Origin of the sequence: Xanthomonas sp. WHRI 10207, from assembly GCF_040202975.1 — a bacterium.
Taxonomy (GTDB): domain Bacteria; phylum Pseudomonadota; class Gammaproteobacteria; order Xanthomonadales; family Xanthomonadaceae; genus Xanthomonas.
Genome location: NZ_JBEGDX010000002.1, coordinates 274,615 through 294,239, shown reverse-complemented (window position 1 = coordinate 294,239; position 19,625 = coordinate 274,615). Strand labels below are relative to the sequence as shown.

At 65.1% G+C, this 19,625-nt stretch carries 16 protein-coding genes and 3 other RNA genes; 9 read left to right on the top strand and 10 right to left on the bottom strand.

Translation table 11 applies throughout. From position 1 onward, the window contains the following. Positions 1 to 127: 127 nt before the first annotated feature. The 4 genes from ABQU90_RS06875 to ABQU90_RS06860 all read right to left on the bottom strand — a co-directional run bounded on the left by ABQU90_RS06875 (position 128) and on the right by ABQU90_RS06860 (position 2,542). Entirely contained in the window at positions 128 to 1,075 is a 948-nt protein-coding gene (locus ABQU90_RS06875) for a DMT family transporter (RefSeq protein ID WP_323521232.1), read from the bottom strand. Between the two features lie 57 nt (positions 1,076 to 1,132). After that, positions 1,133 to 1,209: non-coding RNA, sX9 sRNA (locus ABQU90_RS06870), on the bottom strand. A 312-nt stretch (positions 1,210 to 1,521) separates the two neighbouring features. Continuing rightward, positions 1,522 to 1,597: non-coding RNA, sX9 sRNA (locus ABQU90_RS06865), on the bottom strand. Positions 1,598 to 1,708: 111 nt separating this feature from the next. Continuing rightward, positions 1,709 to 2,542 (bottom strand): DUF72 domain-containing protein, encoded by an 834-nt coding sequence (locus ABQU90_RS06860; RefSeq protein ID WP_323521231.1) that lies wholly within the window; start codon positions 2,540 to 2,542, stop codon positions 1,709 to 1,711. A gap of 486 nt (positions 2,543 to 3,028) precedes the next feature. On the opposite strand from ABQU90_RS06860, the gene rraA reads away from it, so the two are divergent. The 6 genes from rraA (at position 3,029) to ABQU90_RS06830 (ending at position 9,638) form a co-directional block, all read left to right on the top strand. Continuing rightward, the gene (gene rraA / locus ABQU90_RS06855) at positions 3,029 to 3,529 is read left to right on the top strand and encodes a ribonuclease E activity regulator RraA (protein ID WP_323521230.1); all 501 of its coding nucleotides are present in this window, start codon (positions 3,029 to 3,031) and stop codon (positions 3,527 to 3,529) included. Between the two features lie 22 nt (positions 3,530 to 3,551). Further along, positions 3,552 to 5,147, top strand: a complete 1,596-nt coding sequence (locus ABQU90_RS06850) for a serine hydrolase (protein ID WP_323521229.1) — start codon at positions 3,552 to 3,554, stop codon at positions 5,145 to 5,147. A 193-nt stretch (positions 5,148 to 5,340) separates the two neighbouring features. Next, the gene (locus ABQU90_RS06845; RefSeq protein WP_323518485.1) at positions 5,341 to 6,606 is read left to right on the top strand and encodes a cation:proton antiporter; all 1,266 of its coding nucleotides are present in this window, start codon (positions 5,341 to 5,343) and stop codon (positions 6,604 to 6,606) included. A gap of 289 nt (positions 6,607 to 6,895) precedes the next feature. Then, a complete protein-coding gene (locus tag ABQU90_RS06840; protein WP_323521228.1) occupies positions 6,896 to 7,492 on the top strand; it encodes a plasmid pRiA4b ORF-3 family protein in 597 nt (198 codons plus the stop codon). A gap of 75 nt (positions 7,493 to 7,567) precedes the next feature. Next, a non-coding RNA gene (locus ABQU90_RS06835) (sX9 sRNA) lies at positions 7,568 to 7,643 on the top strand. A 162-nt stretch (positions 7,644 to 7,805) separates the two neighbouring features. Then, positions 7,806 to 9,638 carry an ABC transporter ATP-binding protein gene (locus ABQU90_RS06830; RefSeq protein WP_323521227.1) on the top strand — a complete coding sequence of 611 codons (1,833 nt, stop codon included), beginning with the start codon at positions 7,806 to 7,808 and terminating at the stop codon, positions 9,636 to 9,638. Positions 9,639 to 10,613: 975 nt separating this feature from the next. Here ABQU90_RS06830 and ABQU90_RS06825 read toward each other — a convergent pair. Continuing rightward, positions 10,614 to 12,431 (bottom strand): DUF885 domain-containing protein, encoded by a 1,818-nt coding sequence (locus ABQU90_RS06825; RefSeq protein ID WP_323521226.1) that lies wholly within the window; start codon positions 12,429 to 12,431, stop codon positions 10,614 to 10,616. Positions 12,432 to 12,665: 234 nt separating this feature from the next. On the opposite strand from ABQU90_RS06825, the gene ABQU90_RS06820 reads away from it, so the two are divergent. Together ABQU90_RS06820 and ABQU90_RS06815 are read left to right on the top strand one after the other, a co-directional pair. After that, positions 12,666 to 13,022, top strand: a complete 357-nt coding sequence (locus ABQU90_RS06820) for a GFA family protein (protein ID WP_311240134.1) — start codon at positions 12,666 to 12,668, stop codon at positions 13,020 to 13,022. Next, positions 13,019 to 13,822, top strand: a complete 804-nt coding sequence (locus ABQU90_RS06815) for a DUF4349 domain-containing protein (protein ID WP_323521225.1) — start codon at positions 13,019 to 13,021, stop codon at positions 13,820 to 13,822. The genes ABQU90_RS06820 and ABQU90_RS06815 overlap by 4 nt, the downstream gene beginning before the upstream one ends. Positions 13,823 to 14,143: 321 nt before the next feature. Here ABQU90_RS06815 and ABQU90_RS06810 read toward each other — a convergent pair whose 3' ends face one another. The 4 genes from ABQU90_RS06810 to ABQU90_RS06795 form a co-directional block, all read right to left on the bottom strand. Then, the gene (locus tag ABQU90_RS06810; RefSeq protein ID WP_023903350.1) at positions 14,144 to 14,437 is read right to left on the bottom strand and encodes a hypothetical protein; all 294 of its coding nucleotides are present in this window, start codon (positions 14,435 to 14,437) and stop codon (positions 14,144 to 14,146) included. Positions 14,438 to 14,518: 81 nt separating this feature from the next. Then, positions 14,519 to 15,952: a DUF2867 domain-containing protein gene (locus ABQU90_RS06805; RefSeq protein WP_323521224.1), complete on the bottom strand. Its 1,434-nt coding sequence runs from the start codon at positions 15,950 to 15,952 to the stop codon at positions 14,519 to 14,521. A 30-nt stretch (positions 15,953 to 15,982) separates the two neighbouring features. Continuing rightward, entirely contained in the window at positions 15,983 to 16,297 is a 315-nt protein-coding gene (locus ABQU90_RS06800; RefSeq protein WP_055849910.1) for a metalloregulator ArsR/SmtB family transcription factor, read from the bottom strand. Positions 16,298 to 16,652: 355 nt separating this feature from the next. After that, the gene (locus ABQU90_RS06795) at positions 16,653 to 17,588 is read right to left on the bottom strand and encodes a LysR substrate-binding domain-containing protein (RefSeq protein ID WP_323521223.1); all 936 of its coding nucleotides are present in this window, start codon (positions 17,586 to 17,588) and stop codon (positions 16,653 to 16,655) included. 170 nt (positions 17,589 to 17,758) lie between these two features. Here ABQU90_RS06795 and ABQU90_RS06790 point away from each other — a divergent pair, with 170 nt between their 5' ends. Continuing rightward, positions 17,759 to 18,646, top strand: a complete 888-nt coding sequence (locus ABQU90_RS06790; RefSeq protein ID WP_055849914.1) for a DMT family transporter — start codon at positions 17,759 to 17,761, stop codon at positions 18,644 to 18,646. 45 nt (positions 18,647 to 18,691) lie between these two features. On the opposite strand, the gene ABQU90_RS06785 is transcribed toward ABQU90_RS06790, so the two are convergent. Then, positions 18,692 to 19,597, bottom strand: coding sequence for a peptidylprolyl isomerase (locus ABQU90_RS06785; RefSeq protein ID WP_407078761.1), 906 nt, complete (start codon positions 19,595 to 19,597; stop codon positions 18,692 to 18,694). Between the last annotated feature and the right edge of the window lie 28 nt (positions 19,598 to 19,625).

Below are 19,625 nucleotides of genomic sequence, written 5' to 3'. Positions count from 1 at the left end.
GTCATCGTCGGTAAGCGCCGGTCGCTGAAGCGCTCAGGCGTTCGCTGCGACGCGTCGGTCTCGGGTGTTACGCGACACTGCGGTCGCTGTCGGCCAAAGTAGTGTCGCGGGATGTGGTGTCATTCGCTCAGTCGACGATGTTCTTGGCTTCTGCGGTGCCCAGTAACTCCGGGTGCACCACCTTGCGCCGGCGTTCCAGCACCGGATGCAGAAACACCGCGCCCAGAATGATCGCCACGCCAAGATAGAACTGCAGGGTCAGCTCGCGCTGTTCGCCCAGCAGGGCGATGGCCAGCACGATGGCGTAGACCGGTTCAAGATTGGTCACCAGCTGCACCGAATACGCGCTGAGATGGCGCAACGCGACCAGCGCCAGCGCAAACGGCAGCAGGGTGCAGGCCAGCGACAGGACGAGCAGCAACACGCCATCGTGCAGGCTGGGAAGCATCAACAGATCGCCATGCAGCGATGGCAGCAGCAGCGGCATGGCCGGTGCCAGCACGGTCAGGGTCAGCGTGCCGGCGCCCAGCTCCAATGCAGTGACGGTGAGCGGGTCTGCATGCGCGACCATGCGCTTGTTGAGAGAGCCGAACAGCCCGACGAACACGGCCGAAATCGCGCCGACCATCACCCCTGCACGCATACCATCGGGCACGCCGCCGACCACCAGCGCCACTCCCGGCAACACCGCAAGGCCGAACAGCAACTCGCGCGGGCGGAACGGCCGCTGCGTCACCCAGGGCTCGATCACGGCAGTGAACACCGGCGCCAAGGCGATGCAGGTGGCCGCCACCGAAGCGTTAGCCAGCTTGATCGCGCCATAGAAGGTCAGCCAGTGCAGCGCCACCAACGCGCCGATGCCGCAATAGCCCAGCACCACACGGCCAGACAAGCCGCGCAAGCCGCGCCACACCCGCGGCCACAAGGCCAAGGCCACCACCACGATCAACATGCGCCACCACACCAGCGGCAATGCCTGCAGCGTGATCAACTTGCCCAGGATCGCGGTGATGCCCCAAAGCAGCACGCAGAAATGAATTTGCAGTTGCGCCTTGCGCAGGTCGGTCGTGGGCATGCGCCATTGTCGCCGAAAAGCCGCAGATCGGCGCCGTGCAATGAGCCTTATTGGAGCGGCTGACAACACCTGGCGAGTAGTCGTCAGGTGGGTAGGGACGGCGCGGTCAGACCCGGAGTGTATGCGTGGTACATGCCGCACCAAGCATCAACCGTGGTCGTCGAGCGGCTGCAAAGTCATCTTGCTCAGCTGCTCTAAGCCCCTCTCCTGCGGGAGAGGGGTAGGGGTGAGGGTACGGTCTACTCCTGCGATTGACTCAATCGTGCGCAGGCCGCTTGGCAACTCAAAGAAGGCCGCGTCCCACCGAACGCACGTTGTAATGTTTTCACGACGTTGGCGCCCAACGACCACATTGCTCAAGACCATGCAGATAGCCGCTGGATCATGCGCTGCCGAACATCAGTCGACCAAGCATCCGCGCAATCACTCGTGGCCTGACCACAAGCAGCGAACGAAACGCAGCGTGCAGTCGTCAGGTGGGTGCGGACGGCGTTCTCAGAACCGCGTGTACGCCTGGTCCATGCCACACCGGCCGCGCCCGCCTGGTGGTGAGCGCAGTCGTTTTGTTGGCTGCTCAAAAACGTGTTCGCCACACACGCCAGCCGGCCAGGGGATATCGCTGCCAGCAACACGTCATCCAGCAGACAGTTCTTTCAATAGCGCCATCGCCGCAGCCGGATTGCGCTCCTTCGCCGCACTGATGAAGAACACGAACACTTCGCGCGGCGTATTTGTGGCCTGTGGCGTGGAGTCGATATGCGGCAGGTCGGCCGGGTCGTCGCCGCGTCGCCAGGCCTGGATCCGCTCGGCCCAGCGCTTCAATGCCGGCGCCGGATAACCGGCATGCAGACGTGCCTGGCTACGCATCAGACGCGCGTAAACGAAATCGGTGGAGAGATCGGCGAAGGAGGGATGTTCGTCCGAATCGGTGAATACGGTGGCCACGCCGTGGCGGCGCACCTGCGCAAGTAGTGACGCATTCACCGCCGCAGGGTCGCGAATTTCGAGCACATGCCGCAGCGTGCGACCGCCTGCGCGTTGAGGCAGCAACGCCAGAAAGGCTTCCAGGTCGTCGGCCTGCAGCCGATGTCCTTGCTCGAATTGCCACACCAGCGGCCCCAGGGTATCGCCGAGCTCGACAATGCCGCCGACGAAGTCGTCCACCTGCGCCTTGGTGCCCGCCAGTGTGCGTGACTGGGTAATGTGCCGCGGCGCCTTGGCAGAAAACACGAAGCCGGGCGGCACGTCATCGCGCCATTTCGCATAGGTTGCCGGTTTCTGCGCGCCGTAGTAGGTGCCGTTGATTTCGATGGCAGTGACCTGGCGGCTGGCGTATTCCAGCTCGCGCCGCTGCACCAGGCCTTCGGGATAGAACATTCCTGCGCGCCATGGCGCATACACCCAGCCGCCGATACCGACATGGATGCCGTCCAGGACGGGCGGTGCGGAAGCGAACAGATCAGACATCGCAGAGAAACTCGCTGGCAAAGGTGTGCACGATGAGGTGGCGCAGTGGTGCGGCGCGGAGTGGCAGTCACAGCCTATCGCGTGGCGTAGCCGGATTGGATGACGTGTGACAGCGAAGCCGCCGGCTGGCGATGCGGCCAACGGCAGCGCTCGCCGTGCCAGTCTGCGCGACGACGCACAGCCAAGCGGCATCTTCGCTAGCGTTCCCATGACGCAGGTCGCGATGACGTGCGACCGGCATTGCACCGTTGGCGCGGCACCAAGCGAGGACGGTAGCGCCAGCGAATCTTTACCGCAAAGCCCGATATCCCGATCAAGCCCGATCCACGCGCGCCTACCGGTGGCCGCAGTCGTCTGTCGGTCGTTCTACGCGATGCCAGCGCAGCAGGAGGCTGCCGAGCAGTCAGCGCCGAGACGACATCAACCGACACCCGGACCCCACCGCAGCCGGCTACCATGCCTGCTCAGCCGCTTGAGACCGCACCGATGACCTGGACCACGCCCGATCTGTGTGACCGCTTTCCCGAGGTGACCGTTGCCGAGCCGTTGTTCCGCCACTTTGGCGGGCGCAGCGTGTTCTCCGGGCCGATCGCGACGGTGCGCTGTTTCGAAGACAACTCACGCGTGCGCGAGCTGGCCGCCACGCCGGGCGATGGGCGGGTACTGGTGGTGGACGGCCAGGGCTCGTTGAAGCACGCGCTGCTGGGCGACCAGATCGCGGCGCAGGCGGTGGCCAATGGCTGGGCCGGCGTGTTGGTCCATGGCTGTGTGCGCGATGTCGAGATCCTGGCCACGCTGCCGCTGGGCGTGCTGGCACTGGCTGCCTGCCCACGGCGCACCGAGCGACGCGATCTGGGCGATGTGGATGTGCCGGTGAACTTTGCCGGTGTCCCGTTCGTGCCCGGTCATTGGTTGTACGCCGATGCCAACGGCGTGCTGGTAACGCCGCTGCCGCTGTTGTTGGACAGTGCCAGCGTCGCAATCTGATCGACACTAAGAGAGCGTGAGAATGACCTTGAACGGATGGCTGACGGGAGGCGTGCTGATGCTGGCAACCCTGGTGACAACAACGCACGCGGCCGAGCTACCGGCCGGCATGCAGCAGTTCGATACGCAGATGGAACGGGTGCGCAAGCAGTTCGATGTGCCCGGCATTGCGGTGGCCATCGTCAAGGATGGTCAGGTAGTGCTGGAGCGCGGCTACGGCGTGCGCGAGATCGGCAAACCCGAGCCAGTGCATGCAGACACATTGTTTGCGATCGCCTCCAACACCAAGGCGTTTACTGCCGCGTCGCTGTCGATTCTGGCCGACGAGGGCAAGCTGTCGCTAGACGACAAGGTCATCGACCACCTGCCGTGGTTTCGGATGTCCGACCCTTATGTCAGCGGTGAAATGCGCGTGCGCGACCTGCTTGCGCACCGCAGCGGGCTGAGCCTGGGTGCCGGCGATCTGTTGTTCTGGCCGACCACCAGCTACAGCACCGAAGAGGTCGTGCAGCGCCTGGCCAAGGTGCCGTTGAAAGGCGGGTTTCGTGACCGCTACGCGTACGACAATATCTTGTACGCCGTCGCGCAGAAGGTGATCGAACAGGTCTCCGGGCAGTCCTATGCCGCGTTTTTGCAGCAGCGGATCTTCGCTCCGGTGGGCATGCGTGGGACGCGCTTCAATGCCGACCATTTGCAGCCCGGCGACACCGCGGCGGTAGGCCATGCCAAGTACGACTTCACCGAGCTGCGCACGGCCGCACCGCTGACCTGGTCGAACAATTCCGGTGCCGGCGGCATCTATTCCAGTGCGCACGACATGGCGTTGTGGATGAACGTGCAATTGGCCGGTGGGGTATTGCCCGATGGGAAAGCGTTGTTCAGCGCCAAACGGCAGCAGGAGATGTGGTCGATGATCACACCGATCGCGATCGCCGACCCGGCGGTGCCGGAGCTGGCGGCGGCACGCCCCAACTTTGCCGGTTACGGCGAAGGCTGGAGCCTGAGCGACTATCGTGGCCATCGGCTGGTGTGGCACACCGGCGGCTGGCCCGGCATGGTGTCGCGCCTGACCCTGGTACCCGACCAGAAATTGGGTGTAGTGGTGCTGACCAATCAGGAAGTGGGTGCGGCGTTCAACGCGGTGACGCTGCAGGTGCTGGATGCGTTCTTGCAGGTGCCGTCCACCGACTGGACCGACGCGTACGCCAAGGCCGTGGCCAAGGCCGACAGCGATGCCGACACCAGCTGGAAGAAGCATCAGGATGCACGCACCGCACGCTCGACGCCGTCGTTGCCGCTGCGCGGTTATGCGGCCACCTATCGCGACCCGTGGTATGGCGACGTGGTGATCCGCAAGGACGGCAAGCGGTTGCGGCTGCAGTTTGCCAAGACGGCGCAGCTGATCGGCACGCTGGAGCACTGGCAGCACGACAGCTTTATCGTGCGCTGGGACGACCGTTCCTTGAACGCCGATGCCTTCGTCAACTTCGCACTCACTGCGGACGGCGCAGTGCGCGAAATGCGCATGGAGGCGATCTCGCCGTTGACCGATTTCAGTTTCGATTTTCAGGATCTGGTGCTGACCCCGGTGCCGGCGGCATCGCCCTCATCGCAGTGATACGCGTCTGAGTGCGGCGCCAGCGCATCTGCTGTGCGGTGCGCTCACCGCCAAGCGGAGGGGTGCCGTGTCCATCCAGAACAGCTGAATTGGCCTGCTGGCGCGGAAATACCGCGCTCGGTGGCCATACGGCTACCGTCCACCGGCGCGGCTCGCTATGATCCGCGCACTTCTCAGGGATGTCCCCATACGCATGACCACTCCGCAGATGTCGGTGTATTTTTTTCTGCAGGCTGCAGCGATCCTGCTGGTATGCCGGTTGGTCGGCATGCTGGCCAAGCGCCTCGGGCAGCCTCAGGTGGTGGGCGAGATGATCGCCGGCGTGATGCTGGGGCCATCGTTGTTCGGCCTGTTGGCACCGGGTGCGCAGGCAGCGTTGTTCCCCAAGCAGACCATGGATGTGCTGTACGTGTTCGCGCAGTTTGGCGTGGGCTTGTACATGTTTCTGGTCGGTACCGACTTCCGCGGCGATCACTTCCGTGCGCGCTATCGCAGCGCGATGAGCGTGTCGCTGGCCGGTATCGCAGTGCCGTTTGCGCTGGCATTTGCGATGTGCCCGTGGTTGCTCAATGTGGAAGGCCTGTTCTCGGAAAAGGCCAAGCTCATGGAAGCCTCGCTGTTCCTGGGCGCGGCCATTGCGATCACCGCATTCCCGATGCTGGCGCGCATCATCCACGAGCGTGGCCTGACCAATAGCCCGTTGGGCACGTTGGCGCTGACCGCCGGCGCGTTCGACGATGCGGCGGCGTGGTGCATTCTGGCGGTGGTGCTGGCCAGCTTTGGCGGCAGCTGGGGTAGTGCCTACCTGGCCATCGGTGGCGGCGTTGCCTATGCGCTGTTCATGCTGTTTGTCGGCCGGCATCTGCTGCGTCGCCTGGCCGATCATGTCGTGCCGGATCAGCCGCTCAGCAACAGCATGCTGGCGATCGTGCTGATGCTGTTCTGCCTCAGCGCCTGGGCGATGGATGCGATCGGTATCCATGCCGTGTTCGGTGGCTTCCTGCTGGGCGTCTGCCTGCCCAAGGGCGCATTGACCGAGAAGCTGCGCGAGATGATGCAGCCGTTTGTGGTGGTGTTGCTGCTGCCGTTGTTCTTCACCTATTCGGGCCTGAAAACCCAGCTCAGCGTGTTGCTGCAGCCGCAGATCATGCTGGCCGGTGTCGCCATCCTGGCGGCATCGTTCATCGGCAAGGGCGTGGCCTGCTGGGCTGCGGCGCGCGCCACCGGCGAAAATAACCGCGATGCAATGGCGATCGGCTCGCTGATGAATGCACGCGGCCTGATGGAGCTGATCATCATCAATATCGGTTTGCAGGCCGGGGTGATCGAGCAGGGCCTGTTCTCGGTGCTGGTGTTGATGGCGATCCTGTCCACGCTGATGGCCACGCCGCTGTTCAACTGGATCATGCGTCGCCACGCCAACGTGACCGACGCGGTGCCGAGCCTGCAACAGCGCTGAGCGCCGGCAGCTGCTTGCGATGGCGCGGCAGCTGCGTCGCTGGTGAGAGGCATCGCTTGTCGGTTGCTTGGCCGTGCGGGCAAGCCTGACGTTTGAAGGCTGTGCATTGTCTGCTGCACAGCGCGCGCGAGCGCACCGCGCTGTGCGCTGCGTGCTCGGAATGAACGCACCTGCTTGACCAGGATGGAGCGATGTCGGCTTGGTTGCTGTCGCGGTCGCAGTGCATGCGCATTGAGGCGAGCATGCCACCGCCGCCATACTGGCGTCAGATATCAGTCATCGAGTCGTCATGACCAAGGCAAAAAAGAAGGCCGCCCAGCAGGCGGTGCAGGTTCCTGTGCCGATCTATCAGTTGCAGATCGCATTGGCGGGCAGTGCACCGCTGGTGTGGCGCAGTGTGCTGGTGTCCGGTGCAGTGCGGCTGGCGACCTTGCATCGCGTGCTGCAGCCGGTGATGGGCTGGAGCGGTGCGCACCCGTACGAATTCGACGTTGGCGGCGGGCGCTATGGCGAGTCCGGGCTGGATGTGCCGGATCGCTCCCGGCTCAAGCATGCCGCGCGGGTCACGTTGGAAAGCGCGCTGGGCGAGCTCAATGCATTTGGCTATTTCTATGGGGCCGGCGCCGGCTGGCAGCATACGGTGCAGGTGCAGGCCGTCTTGCCGCCGGATGCAGCGCTGCGCGTGGCACGCTGCATCGACGGGGCCAATGCCTGCCCGCCGGAAAGCCGCGGCGGGATCGATGACTACCAGGAATTTCTGCAGATCATCGCCAACCCGGATCACCCGCAGCATGTGCAGGAACTTGCCACGCTCGGTGGGCGTTTCGATCCGGGTCACTTCGATCTGGTCGAGATCAACCGGCTGCTCGCGCGCGTTCGCGACTAAGAGCAGCGAACAGACCGACTGTGCTCACCGTCAGGAGGGCGCGGCTGGTGCTCGGTGCTCGGTGCTCGGTGCGGCATGGACCACGTGTCCACTCCGATTTTGTGCGCGCCGCCCGCACCCACCTGACGATTGCTCGCTAGCTGTGTTGGCCGCTCTAAAGGCGGATGCTGATACGGCTGCGCCATGGAGTGCCGGCGCCGCGGCATCCACAGCAGCACTGGGCACCCGCAGCGCGACCTCCCGGGCGGAACTTGCCTGCGGTTTGACGCCCAATCGGCTAGCCTGACCGCCCGGTGTTAGCGAAGTGCGTGCAATGTTCCGCTGGTTCGAGTCCCTGATCGATATCTTTCCGCCCATCGAGCGGGAGATGCCGCCCCGCAGCGTGTGGCGGTTTTATCTGCATTACTTGCGTCCGTTGTGGCCGATTCTGTTGGCCACGCTGGTCGCAGGGCTGCTGCTGGCGCTGGTGGAAGTGGCGATGTTCGACTTCCTCGCTCGCATCGTGGACATGCTGGCCGAGCGACCGGGACCGGACTTCTTCCGTCGTCATGCGGGCGAGTTGCTATGGATGGCAGCGATCACGCTGGTGGCGCGGCCCTTGTTCACCGGCCTGCACAATCTGCTGGTCAATCAGGCGATCGTCCCGGGCCTGAGCAACCGCTCGCGCTGGTTGATGCACAACTACGTGGTGCGCCAGAGCCTGGGCTTTTTCAACAACGATTTTGCCGGCCGCATCGCCAACCGGGTGATGCAGACGGGCACCTCGTTGCGCGAATCGGCGGTGCAGATGGTCGATGCGCTCTGGTACATCGTGGTCTATACCGGCAGTGCCCTGTGGTTGTTTGCGCAGGCCGACCCGTGGCTGATGGCGCCGCTGCTGATCTGGCTGGTGGTGTATGTCGGGTTGATGGCGTTCTTCGTGCCGCGCATGAAGGCGCGTGCCTGGGTGGCATCTGACGCGCGTTCCAAGGCCACCGGGCGCATCGTCGATGGCTATACCAATATTTCCACGCTCAAGTTATTCGCCCATGCAGGCCGCGAAGAAGCCTATGTGCACGACGCGCTCGATGAGCTTGCGGTCAAGCATCGCCGGCAGACACGGGTGACCACCGCCATGGATACGGCCATCGCGGTGGCCAACGGGTTCCTGATCGTGGGCACCTGCGCATTGTCGCTGTGGCTGTGGAACCGTGGGCAGATCAGCGTCGGTGCGATCACGCTGGCGACTGGACTGGTGATTCGCATCCACAACATGTCCGGTTGGATCATGTGGACGGTCAACGGCATCTTCGAAGACATCGGCAGCGTGCAGGACGGCATGCAGACCATCGCGCAGCCGCTGACCGTGCAGGACGCGCCGGATGCGGTGCCGCTGCGGGTCACCCAGGGTCAGGTGCACTTCGACCAGGTCCATTTCCACTACGGCAAGCGCGGCGGCGTGATCGCCGGGCTGGATCTGCAGGTGCGCGCAGGCGAAAAGATCGGCCTGGTAGGCCCTTCCGGCGCGGGTAAATCGACGTTGGTCAACGTGCTGCTGCGGCTGTACGACCTGGAGCAGGGGCGTATTTTGATCGACGGGCAGGACATCGCGCAGGTCACGCAGGAAAGCCTGCGCGGGCAGATCGGTCTGGTCACCCAGGACACCTCGCTGCTGCATCGTTCGATCCGCGACAACCTGCTGTATGGCCGGCCGCAGGCCAGCGACGCGCAGATTCTCGAAGCCGTGCGCAAGGCGCGCGCGGAGAGCTTCATCGATGCCTTGGTCGATGGCGAAGGACGTCAGGGTTTCGATGCGCATGTGGGCGAGCGTGGCGTCAAACTCTCCGGCGGTCAGCGCCAGCGCATCGCCATTGCGCGCGTGCTGTTGAAAGATGCGCCGATCCTGATTCTGGACGAAGCCACTTCGGCGCTGGATTCGGAAGTGGAAGCGGCGATCCAGGACAGCCTCGACGCATTGATGGGCAACAAGACCGTCATCGCGATCGCGCACCGGCTGTCCACCATTGCGCGCATGGACCGCCTGGTGGTGATGGACGCCGGCCGCATCGTCGAAACCGGCACACATGCGCAGCTGATCGCGCAGGGCGGGCTGTATGCACGCCTGTGGGCGCGGCAGACCGGCGGGTTTGTTGCGGCGGATGGGTGAGGGGAACGATGCTTGAGTGCTCAAGTGCTCAAGTGCTCAAGTGCTCAAGTGCTCAATTGCTCGATGCGAGAGAAGTGAGGTCGCACGCCGGAGTCGTAACGTCGAGATCTAGCCCCTCTCCCAGCGGGAGAGGGGTTGGGGTGAGGGTACGGGGCGGAGCCACTCGCTAGTTCGGCGACACCAGGCTTCGCTCGCGCCCTCATCCGCCCCTGCGGGGCACCTTCTCCCGCGTGCGGGAGAAGGGAGAGAGTCAGCGCTTCGTCCGTCTGTTGGAGCAAGCCCCTCTCCCAGCGGGAGAGGGGTTGGGGTGAGGGTACGGGGCGGAGCCACTCGGTAGTTCGGCGACACCAGGCTTCGCTCGCGCCCTCATCCGCCCCTGCAGGGCACCTTCTCCCGCGTGCGGGAGAAGGGAGAGAGTCAGCACTTCATCCGTCTGCTGGAGCAAGCCGCTCTCCCCGCGGGAGAGGGGGTGGGGTGAGGGTACGGGGCGGAGCCACTCGCTAGTTCGGCGACACCAGGCTTCGCTCGCGCCCTCATCCGCCCCTGCGGGGCACCTTCTCCCGCATGCGGGAGAAGGGAGATAGTCAGCGCTTCACCCGTTTGTTGGAGCAAGCCCCTCTCCCAGCGGGAGAGGGGTTGGGGTGAGGGTACGGGGCGGAGCCACTCGGTAGTTCGGCGACACCAGGCTTCGCTCGCGCCCTCATCCGCCCCTGCGGGGCACCTTCTCCCGCGTGCGGGAGAAGAGAGATAGTCAGCGACTCATCCGTCTGTTGGAGTAAGCCGCTCTGCCAGCGGGAGAGGGGTTGGGATGAGGGTGCGGGGCGGAGCCACTCGCTAGTTCGGCCACACCAGGCTTCGCCCGTACCCTCATCCGCCCCTGCGGGGCACCTTCTCCCGCATGCGGGAGAAGGGAGAGAGTCAGCGCTTCAGCCGTCTGTTGGAGCAAGCCTCTCTCCCGCGAGGAGAAGGAAGTGCTTACTTAATCGGCTGATCCAGCATCAGCTCGCGTGCAAAGCGCACCGGCGGGGCGCCGTAGGACAGCAGCTTGTCGTGGTACGCCTTCAGGTTGAAGTCTTTGCCCAGCTTCTCTTGCACCGCCTTGCGCGTGTCCAGATGTTCCTGCACGCCGACGAAGTAGGTTGGCAGTTGCGCCGACGACAGCTGCGCACGCACCCATTTGCCCGAGGCTTCGCTTTCCTGCTGGAAGGTATCGTGCGTCATCAGGTGCATCGCCTTGTCGCGATCCCAGCCGTCCACATGCACTCCCTGGTCGAGGATGGCGTTGGCAATGGTGCGCAGGTAGAACTTGAGCTGCACCAGGTGGAACAGCGGGTCGTTATCCAGGTAGCCCTGTTCCTGCATCATGCGCTCGGTGTACACCGCCCAGCCTTCGGCGAACATGCCCGAGCGCAGCACCGCGCGCAGCGTGGAGGGGAACTTGGCCGAGTGCCAGCCTTCCAGGTAATGGCCTGGCGTGCCCTCGTGGATGCTGAGCAGATGGATCATGCGGGTGTTGTATTCGCGCAGGAACGAATCGACCTGCTTGTCGTTCCAGTCATCGGGAATCGGCGACACCGCGTAGAAGGTCTTGAGATTCTTGTCGAGCGGACCGGGCGAATCGCAATACGCCACCGCCACGCCACGCTGGAATTCCGGCATCAGGATGATGTCCACCGGCGAATCCGGCAGCGTCATCAAATCTTTCTGACGCACGAAGTTGGTGGACTGCGTCAGCGCTGCCTTGGCTTCGTCCACCACCTTGTCGCGCGCGGGCTTGTCGGCATACGCCAGTTCCAGCGCGGCTTCGATTGCAGCCTGTTGCTGATCGTCGGTCGGCGAGGCGGGCAGCTTCGGTGCGCCCGGTTTGTCCTTGAGCACGGTGCGCGCAATGCCGTACATCTCGCTGCGCACGCGCTTGAGTTCGGACTCCGCACGTTGTTTGATATCGGCGCGCGACAGCGAAGACAGCAGCGCGAATTTCAGCTTTTGATCGTACTTTTCCGCACCGACACGGAAGTCCCCCTTGGCATTGGGCACCAGCACGGTGTCCAGCCAGGTCTGCTGCTCGGTCACGGCCTTGCGCAGGTTGTCGATGGCCGCCTGCGCACGCGCCGCTTCGATCGGGCCAAGCTGGCCGATGTTGGGCGCGATCAAGGTATCGACAATGCTCAAGATGCCCTTGTTCTGCTTGGCCACCGTCTCGGCGTGGATCTTGGGCACGCGCGCCGGGTCCAGGTTCTCGCGCGCCTGCGCAAAGATGCTCGGGATTTTTTCCATGCGCTGCGTGGCCGACGCCAGGCGCTCGGGCAGCGGTGCGAACTCGCGCGCCATCAGGCCGTACAACGCGCTACCGGCCAGGCCGTTGTAGACCTGCGGGTCCCAGGCCCAGCTCTGCAGGACCTCGGTATTCCAGATTTCCGATTGCAGCTGATTACGCAAGATCGCTGCATCGACCTGGTTTTCGCGCGACAGCTTGGCGATGTCGATCGCCTCCAGCTCGGTCAGCAGCTTCTTGCCGGCATCCAGGCTGCGCTGGCGCCCGGCGGTGCTGAGATCGTCGATCTGCGTATCGAAGCGGTGATCGCCGGTCTGGGTGGCGGTGACCGGCGACAGCTGCATCCAGGTGTCCAGGGCCTGCTTGGAGAGCGCGGCAAAGCGCGCATCCGCGGTCTGCGCGTCGTGCGCGTCGTGCGCGCCGGCGGGCGGCGTGGTGCCGGCGCTCGGCGATGCGGGCTGCTGTTGGCAGGCACTCAGGCCGGCGATCAGGGCGAGGACAAGCAGGCGTTGACGCATGGTGGGTCCTGATGGAATCAATCCGCCAGCATAGGCAACTGTGCGGTTGTCCGCATCCACCATTGGTTTAGAGTGGCGATCGAATCGACGCGCCGCCCACCAAGGCGGCCGCAGCCGTTGTCCGGCATCGGCCGGTAGCGAGTGAACCCTCGCCGCTGCCATGTCCGCTGTCGCGTCCCACCGTTTGCCCGTTGTACGCCACAGTCAGGTGGCGCTTTCCAAGGAGGAAGACCCATGCTGTATGCCGGTAGTTGTCATTGCGGAAGCATCGCGTTCGAACTGGAGACCGATGCGCCGATCACCGAGGTCTACGACTGCAATTGCTCGCTTTGCCGTCGCCGCGGTGGTCTGCTCTGGTTCGGCACACGCACCCAGCTGCGCCTGCAGGCGGCCGCGGAGGCGGTTGGCACCTACCGCTTCAATCACCACCATATCGAGCATCATCATTGCCCGCAGTGCGGCATCGCGCCCTTCAGCGAGGGGGCCAACCCCAAGACCGGCGAAGCCAGCGTCGTGGTCAACGTGCGCTGCCTGCCCGCGCTGGATCTGACTACCTTGCGCGTGCAACAGGTCGATGGAGCCAGCCGATGAGGCGCGGCGTGCGCTGGCCCGGCATCGCGCTGCTGGTCGGCTGGGCCCTGTGCGGATGCGCGCGGCCTCAGGGAGAGATGGCCGCAGACGGCGGTGCGCCGGCGCCGGCGCCGCCAGCTGCGCAGGGCAATGCGCTGGCTTACGAACACGATGTGCGGATCGAGTTGCCGGCCGATCAGATCGGCGAGCGCATCGCGGCGGTCCGTGCAGCCTGCCAGAGCGCACAGTTCGGCACCTGCGCGCTGTTGGCGGTGGAACAGGATGGTGGGCGCGAGCCCAGCGGCAGCGTTCGCGTACGCACGGTGCCCGAGGGCATCGAGCCACTGGTGCAACTGGCCGGCCAGCATGGCGATGTGGCGGCACGCAGCACGCACGCCGAGGATCTGGCCCAGCAGATTGCCGATACCGGTCTGGCACAGGCGCGGCTGCAGAAAGAACACGCGCGTCTGCTGGAATTGCAGCAACGTCGCGATCTGGCGGTGAGCGATCTGCTTGCATTGTCCAAGCGCCTGGCCGAGATCGAGGCCGAAGCGCAGCAAACCCAGCAAGAAGCGGCGCAGCAGCAACGCCGTATCCGCACCCAGTTACTGACGCTCAACTTCCGCAGTACCGGCGGGGAGCAGGGCAGAAGCGAGATTGCGCAGGCAGCTGCCGAGTTCGGGCAGGTGTTTTCGTCCAGCGTGGCGTTCGTGATCCGTGCGGTTGCGGCATTGCTGCCAGTGGCACTGGTGGCGGCGATCGTCGGCTGGCTGCTGTTGCAGGCGTGGCGCTGGCGCGCGCGGCGTCGCCGGATGTCCTGACCTGCGCGCGGCTGGGCGGCACTGCCGCACCAGCCGCGCGTGATTGGCGCCGTCGTACGATGTTGAAAGCCGCGCTGGGGAAGTAGTGCAGGGCACAGGTGCACAGCGCATGCAATTGCAAAGCGCATGCAATCTGGTATGTGCATCGACATGGCCGCGTGTTAACAGGGCTGTTCGACCAGGTCGCTTCCAGCGTGCTGTAAGCCTCCGGTGCGAGCACCGCTCGCTGAAACAAGGCGCCAGCGGGCCGTAGGCTTCGTCGGGGAAAAGGCAGGCCGACTGCAGACATCCACCGATGCTGCAGTCGCGCCCAACGCGGGCTCAGCCTTCGTCGACTTCGTATTCGACAAACACGTCCAGCTGCAAGGCCAGTTCCTGCACCGCGTCGCGCACCTTCTGCGCGGTGGCTTCGTTGCCGGCTTCCACTTCGAATTCGTGGCTGCCCGGACCTTCGTCGTCGGACAGGCCGGCCGAGCTGGAATCGTCGTCGTCCAGATGCGGCATCAGGTCGTCCACTTCTTCGACGTGCTCGATACCTTCGATGCTCTGCAGCAGGTTGGCGATGGCACGTGCGTCGTCGTCGGTGCCGGTGATACGCATGCGAAGAGTCGGCATGGGAAAGCTTCCTTGGATTGGGGACCCAAAGCCTAGGCAGCGGTCAGGCAAGATCGGGTGATGGCTGCGTGCGCCGGCTGCTCACGCGCGCTTGGCTGTCGCCTGTACCGGGGCGGTATCCAGCACCGGCACCAGCAGCGCCTGCGCGGCAGTGCGCAGCAGTGCCGGCGCGATGTAGCGATGGTGCACGCCGTCTACCAAGGCCATGTAGACGCGGCCAAACGTATTACGGCAGGCCACCCGCGTCTCCAGGCTCAGCTCCACGCTGCCATCCTCCAGTACCTCCACGCCCACGCTGCTGCGGAAGACCAGGTGGCGGTCGTCGGCGCCCAGCAAAACCTGCACGCGTCGGCCCAGTGGCGCGGTGTCTTGCGCAAGCACCGGGAACCGGCCCGCGAACAGACAGTCGCGCTGCGCCGACAGCAACGAAGACACCGGGCAGCCCAGCGGCGAGGTCCGCAACTGCAACGGTGCCACCAGCGCATTGCGCAGCCGCATCAGCCAGGTCACGCCCGGCGGCGCGCGCTCGGTGAATCCTTCCAGCAGCAACGCCATCAAGGTGTGCGCACCGTGCTGACGCAACTGATGCGCCTGCAGGCGCAGACGCACGCTGTCCTGATGATCGAAGCGTTGCAGATGCCTGGTCAGCAGCGAGCCGGGCTTGGGCTCGGCATGCACGCTGACCTGCGCCCGCTGCGGTGCCAGCGCAACGAACCCCATCGGCCGCCGCAGCCGGCTCACTGCCTGGCGCAGCCTGCCGCTGAAGGAGCGCAGCCGGCCGCACCAGGCAAACCGGCTGCTGCCCGGCGATGCGGCCAGCGACAGACCCACGGTGGGAATCTGCAGCGCACGCGCCTGCGCCGAGGCCAGCAGTGCAATCACCGCCTCGGGCAGCGTTTCGGTGAGCGTTGCGATATCGGCGGTACCGGCCAGCACGCGTGCGCGTACCGCATCGCTCAACTCGCCGCCGGCCTCATCGCTGTGGCAGGACAGTGCAAAAAACGCCGGGTGTGCGGCCTGCGCTTTCAGCGGTGCGAACTGATGCCAGGTGCCGCCGCCAAAGCGCACGGTAAACAGGCAATCGGCCGGAAGATCGATATGCCGCAGCGCCGCCAGAAAGTGCTGCGGGTCCTGTTCAATCTGCTCCATCGAGGCGGTGCAAAAGCGCAGTTGCGCGCCACTGCTGCCGGTGATGGCGGTGAACATGCGATGCCCGGCGTGGCGATGGAACGGGTGGCCGTTGGCGCCCACTGCAAACGAGAACAACGCGGTCGATTCGCCGTGCGCAAAATCGGTGGCCGCCAGGCGTGCCGATGGCTCGTCCAGCGCATCGTGAAAGCTGGGATGCGCGCGCTGGCGGCGGCATGCCTGGTCGATCAACGGGTTGCCGGCGCCCACGCCCAGCTGTGCGATCAGCGTGACCTCCACCGGCAGGCCGCCGCTGTAGGACTCCAGACGGACGGACGGAAAACCTGCGTGTGCGTCGGCAGGGCGGTGCTGGGGTGTGCTGAACATCGGCATGAGTCCTTTGCGGCCGGAGGTGGGTCAGGAGGTCTTCTTGGTCAAGGCACGCGCTTTGCGTTTGATCGGTGCCGAGGCCGGGCAGACTTCGAAGGCAAAGCTGCTGAGGGTGTTGACCAGGTTGTCCGGGGTGAGCCGGTAAATCACGAACTGGCCGCGACGCTCGCTGGACACCAGCCCGGCGGTTTCCAGCACCGATAGATGCCGCGAGATCGCCGGCGCACTCATTTCGAACAGCTGCCCGATCTGCCCGGCGGTGAGTTCCTGGTCTGCCAGGCACGCCAGCATCTTGCGGCGGGGTTGGGAAGCGAGAGCTTCGAAGACGCGGTCGATGGACATAAGGGTTTAAGTAATTAACGAATTAGCTAATTAATTGATTTTATGGCGGCCGATGTCAAGCGTTTTTTTGGGGTGGTGCTCCCGGGCCACGGCCGGGTGCATCTGGCGAATGCCGCAAGCATTGCTGCGATGGACGATGCCGCGGCGGCTCACGGCGGGAGCGCACGGGATCTACCGACGCTGTGGCGCAGGGTGCGGCCGATTGGCGATGAGTGCGTTTGTCGTCAGTGGCCTGCACGACTGGCGGGCCACCTCAGTCCAGGAACAACCGCGCGCGTTTCGAGAACGTCACGCTCAGGTGATCCAATGACGCGACACCTGGCCGGCGAGACCGCAGCGGTTCAAGCGGCCACTCTCACGCCGCCGGCAGTGCCAACAGTTCTGCCGGCAACGCGGGCATCGGGGTGCGTTCGTCCAGCGCCTCGCGTTTGAGCCAGTCGATGAACAGCGCCGCCGCCGGGCTGGGCTCGCGGTGGCTGGGGTGCACGATGTAATACGCGTAGCGGGCTTTGAGCGTGGGCCCGGGTAGCCGCACCAGTTCGTAGCGTTGCAGATAGGGCTGGGCGATGTGCTTGCGTGCCAGCACCGCGCCCAGGCCGTACACCGCCGCGCGCATCGCATCGGTGCTGTCGTTGAAGGTATGCATCGGCGGCAGCGTGGTGCCGCGCACCTGGGCGGCACGAAACCAGTCGCGCCAGCCTTGTGGCGACATATCGCTCAGCAGCGGCAACTGGGCAATCTGCGCCGGTGTGCGCAGTGCCGCCACTTCCGGCAACGAGGGCGAGGCCACCGGGAACAGCTCATCGTCCATCAAATGGTGCGAGGTCAGTCCCGGCCATGCGCCTTGCCCATAACGGATGCCCAGTTCCGGGCCGCCTTCTTCGAAACGCGAGAACGCCGGGTCCGATTGCAGGTCCAGGCGGACATGCGGATGGGCGCGGCAAAAGCGCGGCAGGCGCGGTAATAGCCAGCAGTACGACAGCGAGCGCAGCGTGGTCACCCGCAGCGGGATGGCGTCTTCGCGCGGATGCAGGTTGCCGGCCACCGCGGCGATCTCGGCCAGTGCGGCGGTGGCGGCATCGGCCAGCTGACGGCCTTCGGCGGTGAGCTTGACCCCGCGCGGCAGCCGCTGGAACAAAGTGACCCCGAGCAGCGCTTCGAGCTTGCGCACATGGTGGCTGACCGCGCTGGCGGTGAGATGCAGTTCTTCGGCCGCATGCGCGAAATTTTGATGGCGCGCGGCGGCGGCGAACACGCCCAATGCGGGCAGCAGGGTCGGGCGCAGATTCATCGAGACATGAGTCAGATTTGTGGCTGACCGCGATATTACGCGCTTGTCGGGCCTGCGGCAGCAGCCGATGCTGCGTCATCCCGTCGCGATGATCGTGCCATGTCCAGCTGTCCGCCCGAGCTTGTCTTCTGCCGTCTCAGCGCCGCACGGCATGCCGCGGGAGCACAGCCATGAGCGCGCACTCGTCGACGCAGCCGGTCGTTGCAACGCGCGAATGGCGGACCCCGCTCGAGCTGGGGTTTCTCGGCATCGTGTGGGGGTGCTCGTTCCTGTTCATGCGCGTGGCGGCGCCCAAGTTCGGCACGGTGGCGTTGGTGGAAATTCGCCTGGCGCTGGGTGCAGCGGTCCTGCTGCCGTTTCTGTGGTTGGCGCGCGATCGGTTCCCCTTGCACCGTTGGCCGATGCTGGCGGCGATCGGCGTGTTGAACTCCGCGTTGCCGTTTCTGTTGTTTGCCTGGGGCGCGCAACATGCGCCGGCCGCCGTCGGTGCGATCTGCAATGCGATGACGGTGTTGTTCACTGCGTTGATCGCGTTCTTGTTCTTTGGCGAGCGTATCGGGACGCGGCGCGCGCTGGCCTTGCTGGTCGGATTCATCGGCGTGCTGGTGCTGGCGACCGGCAAGTCGGCCGGGTTGAGCGTGGGCCCGGCGGCATTGGCCGGCGCCACCGCTTCGTTGCTGTACGGCATCGGCTACAACCTGGTGAAGCGCCATATGGGCGACCTGCCACCGGCTGCATCGGCGGCGTCCACGCTGGGGTGCAGTGCGTTGCTGCTGGCACCGTTGGCCTGGCTGCAATGGCCGACCACGCCGGTGCCGGCAGTGGCCTGGGCGTGTGCGACCGCATTGGGCGTGGTCTGCACCGGGTTGGCATTCTTGATGTATTACCGGTTGATCCAGCGCATCGGCCCGGCGCGTGCATCCACCGTGACCTACCTGGTGCCGGTATTCGGTGCGCTGCTGGCGTGGTCGCTGCTGGGCGAACCGCTGACCTGGACCATGTTGCTGGCCGCGGTGCTGATTCTGGGCAGCGTCGCTTTCAGCCAGCGCGCGCGTTAAGCACGCGCGCCCCGCTTTTGCGATTCCCGATTCCCGATTCCCGACTCAGCCCGCGGGCGGGGTCCGCACCGGCAGCGGCACGTTGCACAGATCGATATGTCCGGCCGGACGCTTGTAGAAGTCGTCCTTGCGATTGCGGCGTGCTTCGGCCACATCGCGGAAGCTCTGGCTGTCGGTGCGCAACAGTTGCAACGGCGTGCGCTCCGGCACCGGCACTTCGCTGGCCAGGCGTATCGCGCGGATCGGAGAGCGTTGCGTGGTGTCTTCGTAGAAGCCCATCGGGTCCGGCCCACGGGGGATCACGCTTAGCAACTCCATGCCCTTGACCACGCGGCCGACCACGGTGATGTTGCGGTCTAACTGCCGTGGCGACTGCCCGGTGACCACATACAATTCGGCGCCGATGCTGCTGTCTTCGTCATTGTTGCGCCCTGCGCCCAGCGTGCCGTAGCAATGCGCCAGCCAGGCTTTGCCGGTGGCGCTGTCGCGGCCCGCCGGGAAGCCGTCGACAAAGCCGACCTGTGGCGCCCAGCCATCGCTATCGGGCAGACGCTGAAAATCCAGACCTTGCGCGGCGCGTTCGAACTCGGCAGGCAGATGGGTCTTGGCCGAGCCCAGTGATTTGGCCTTGTCCGGCGTCTCGCCATCGGGGTCGCCGAACTGCACCACGAAATTATCCTGCGAGCGATAGATGCTGAGCCCATCCCAGAAGCGCTCGTGGGCGAGCGTGCGGATGTTGCCCACGTGCTCGGGCGCAAATTGCGGCGCCAACTCGATGATCACCCGGCCGGTATCCAGTTCCAGGTACAGCGTGCGATCGGGATCGAGCACGCGCCAGGCGTTGGCCGGCGAGCTGTCCAGGATCTGTTGCGGGCTGCGGTAGGCCGCATGCGCGGCAGCGGGCAATACCAGCGCGAGCAGGCAGGCAGAAACAACAGTGCGCAGCAGCATGAAGGCAACCAGCGAAGGAAAGGTGGTT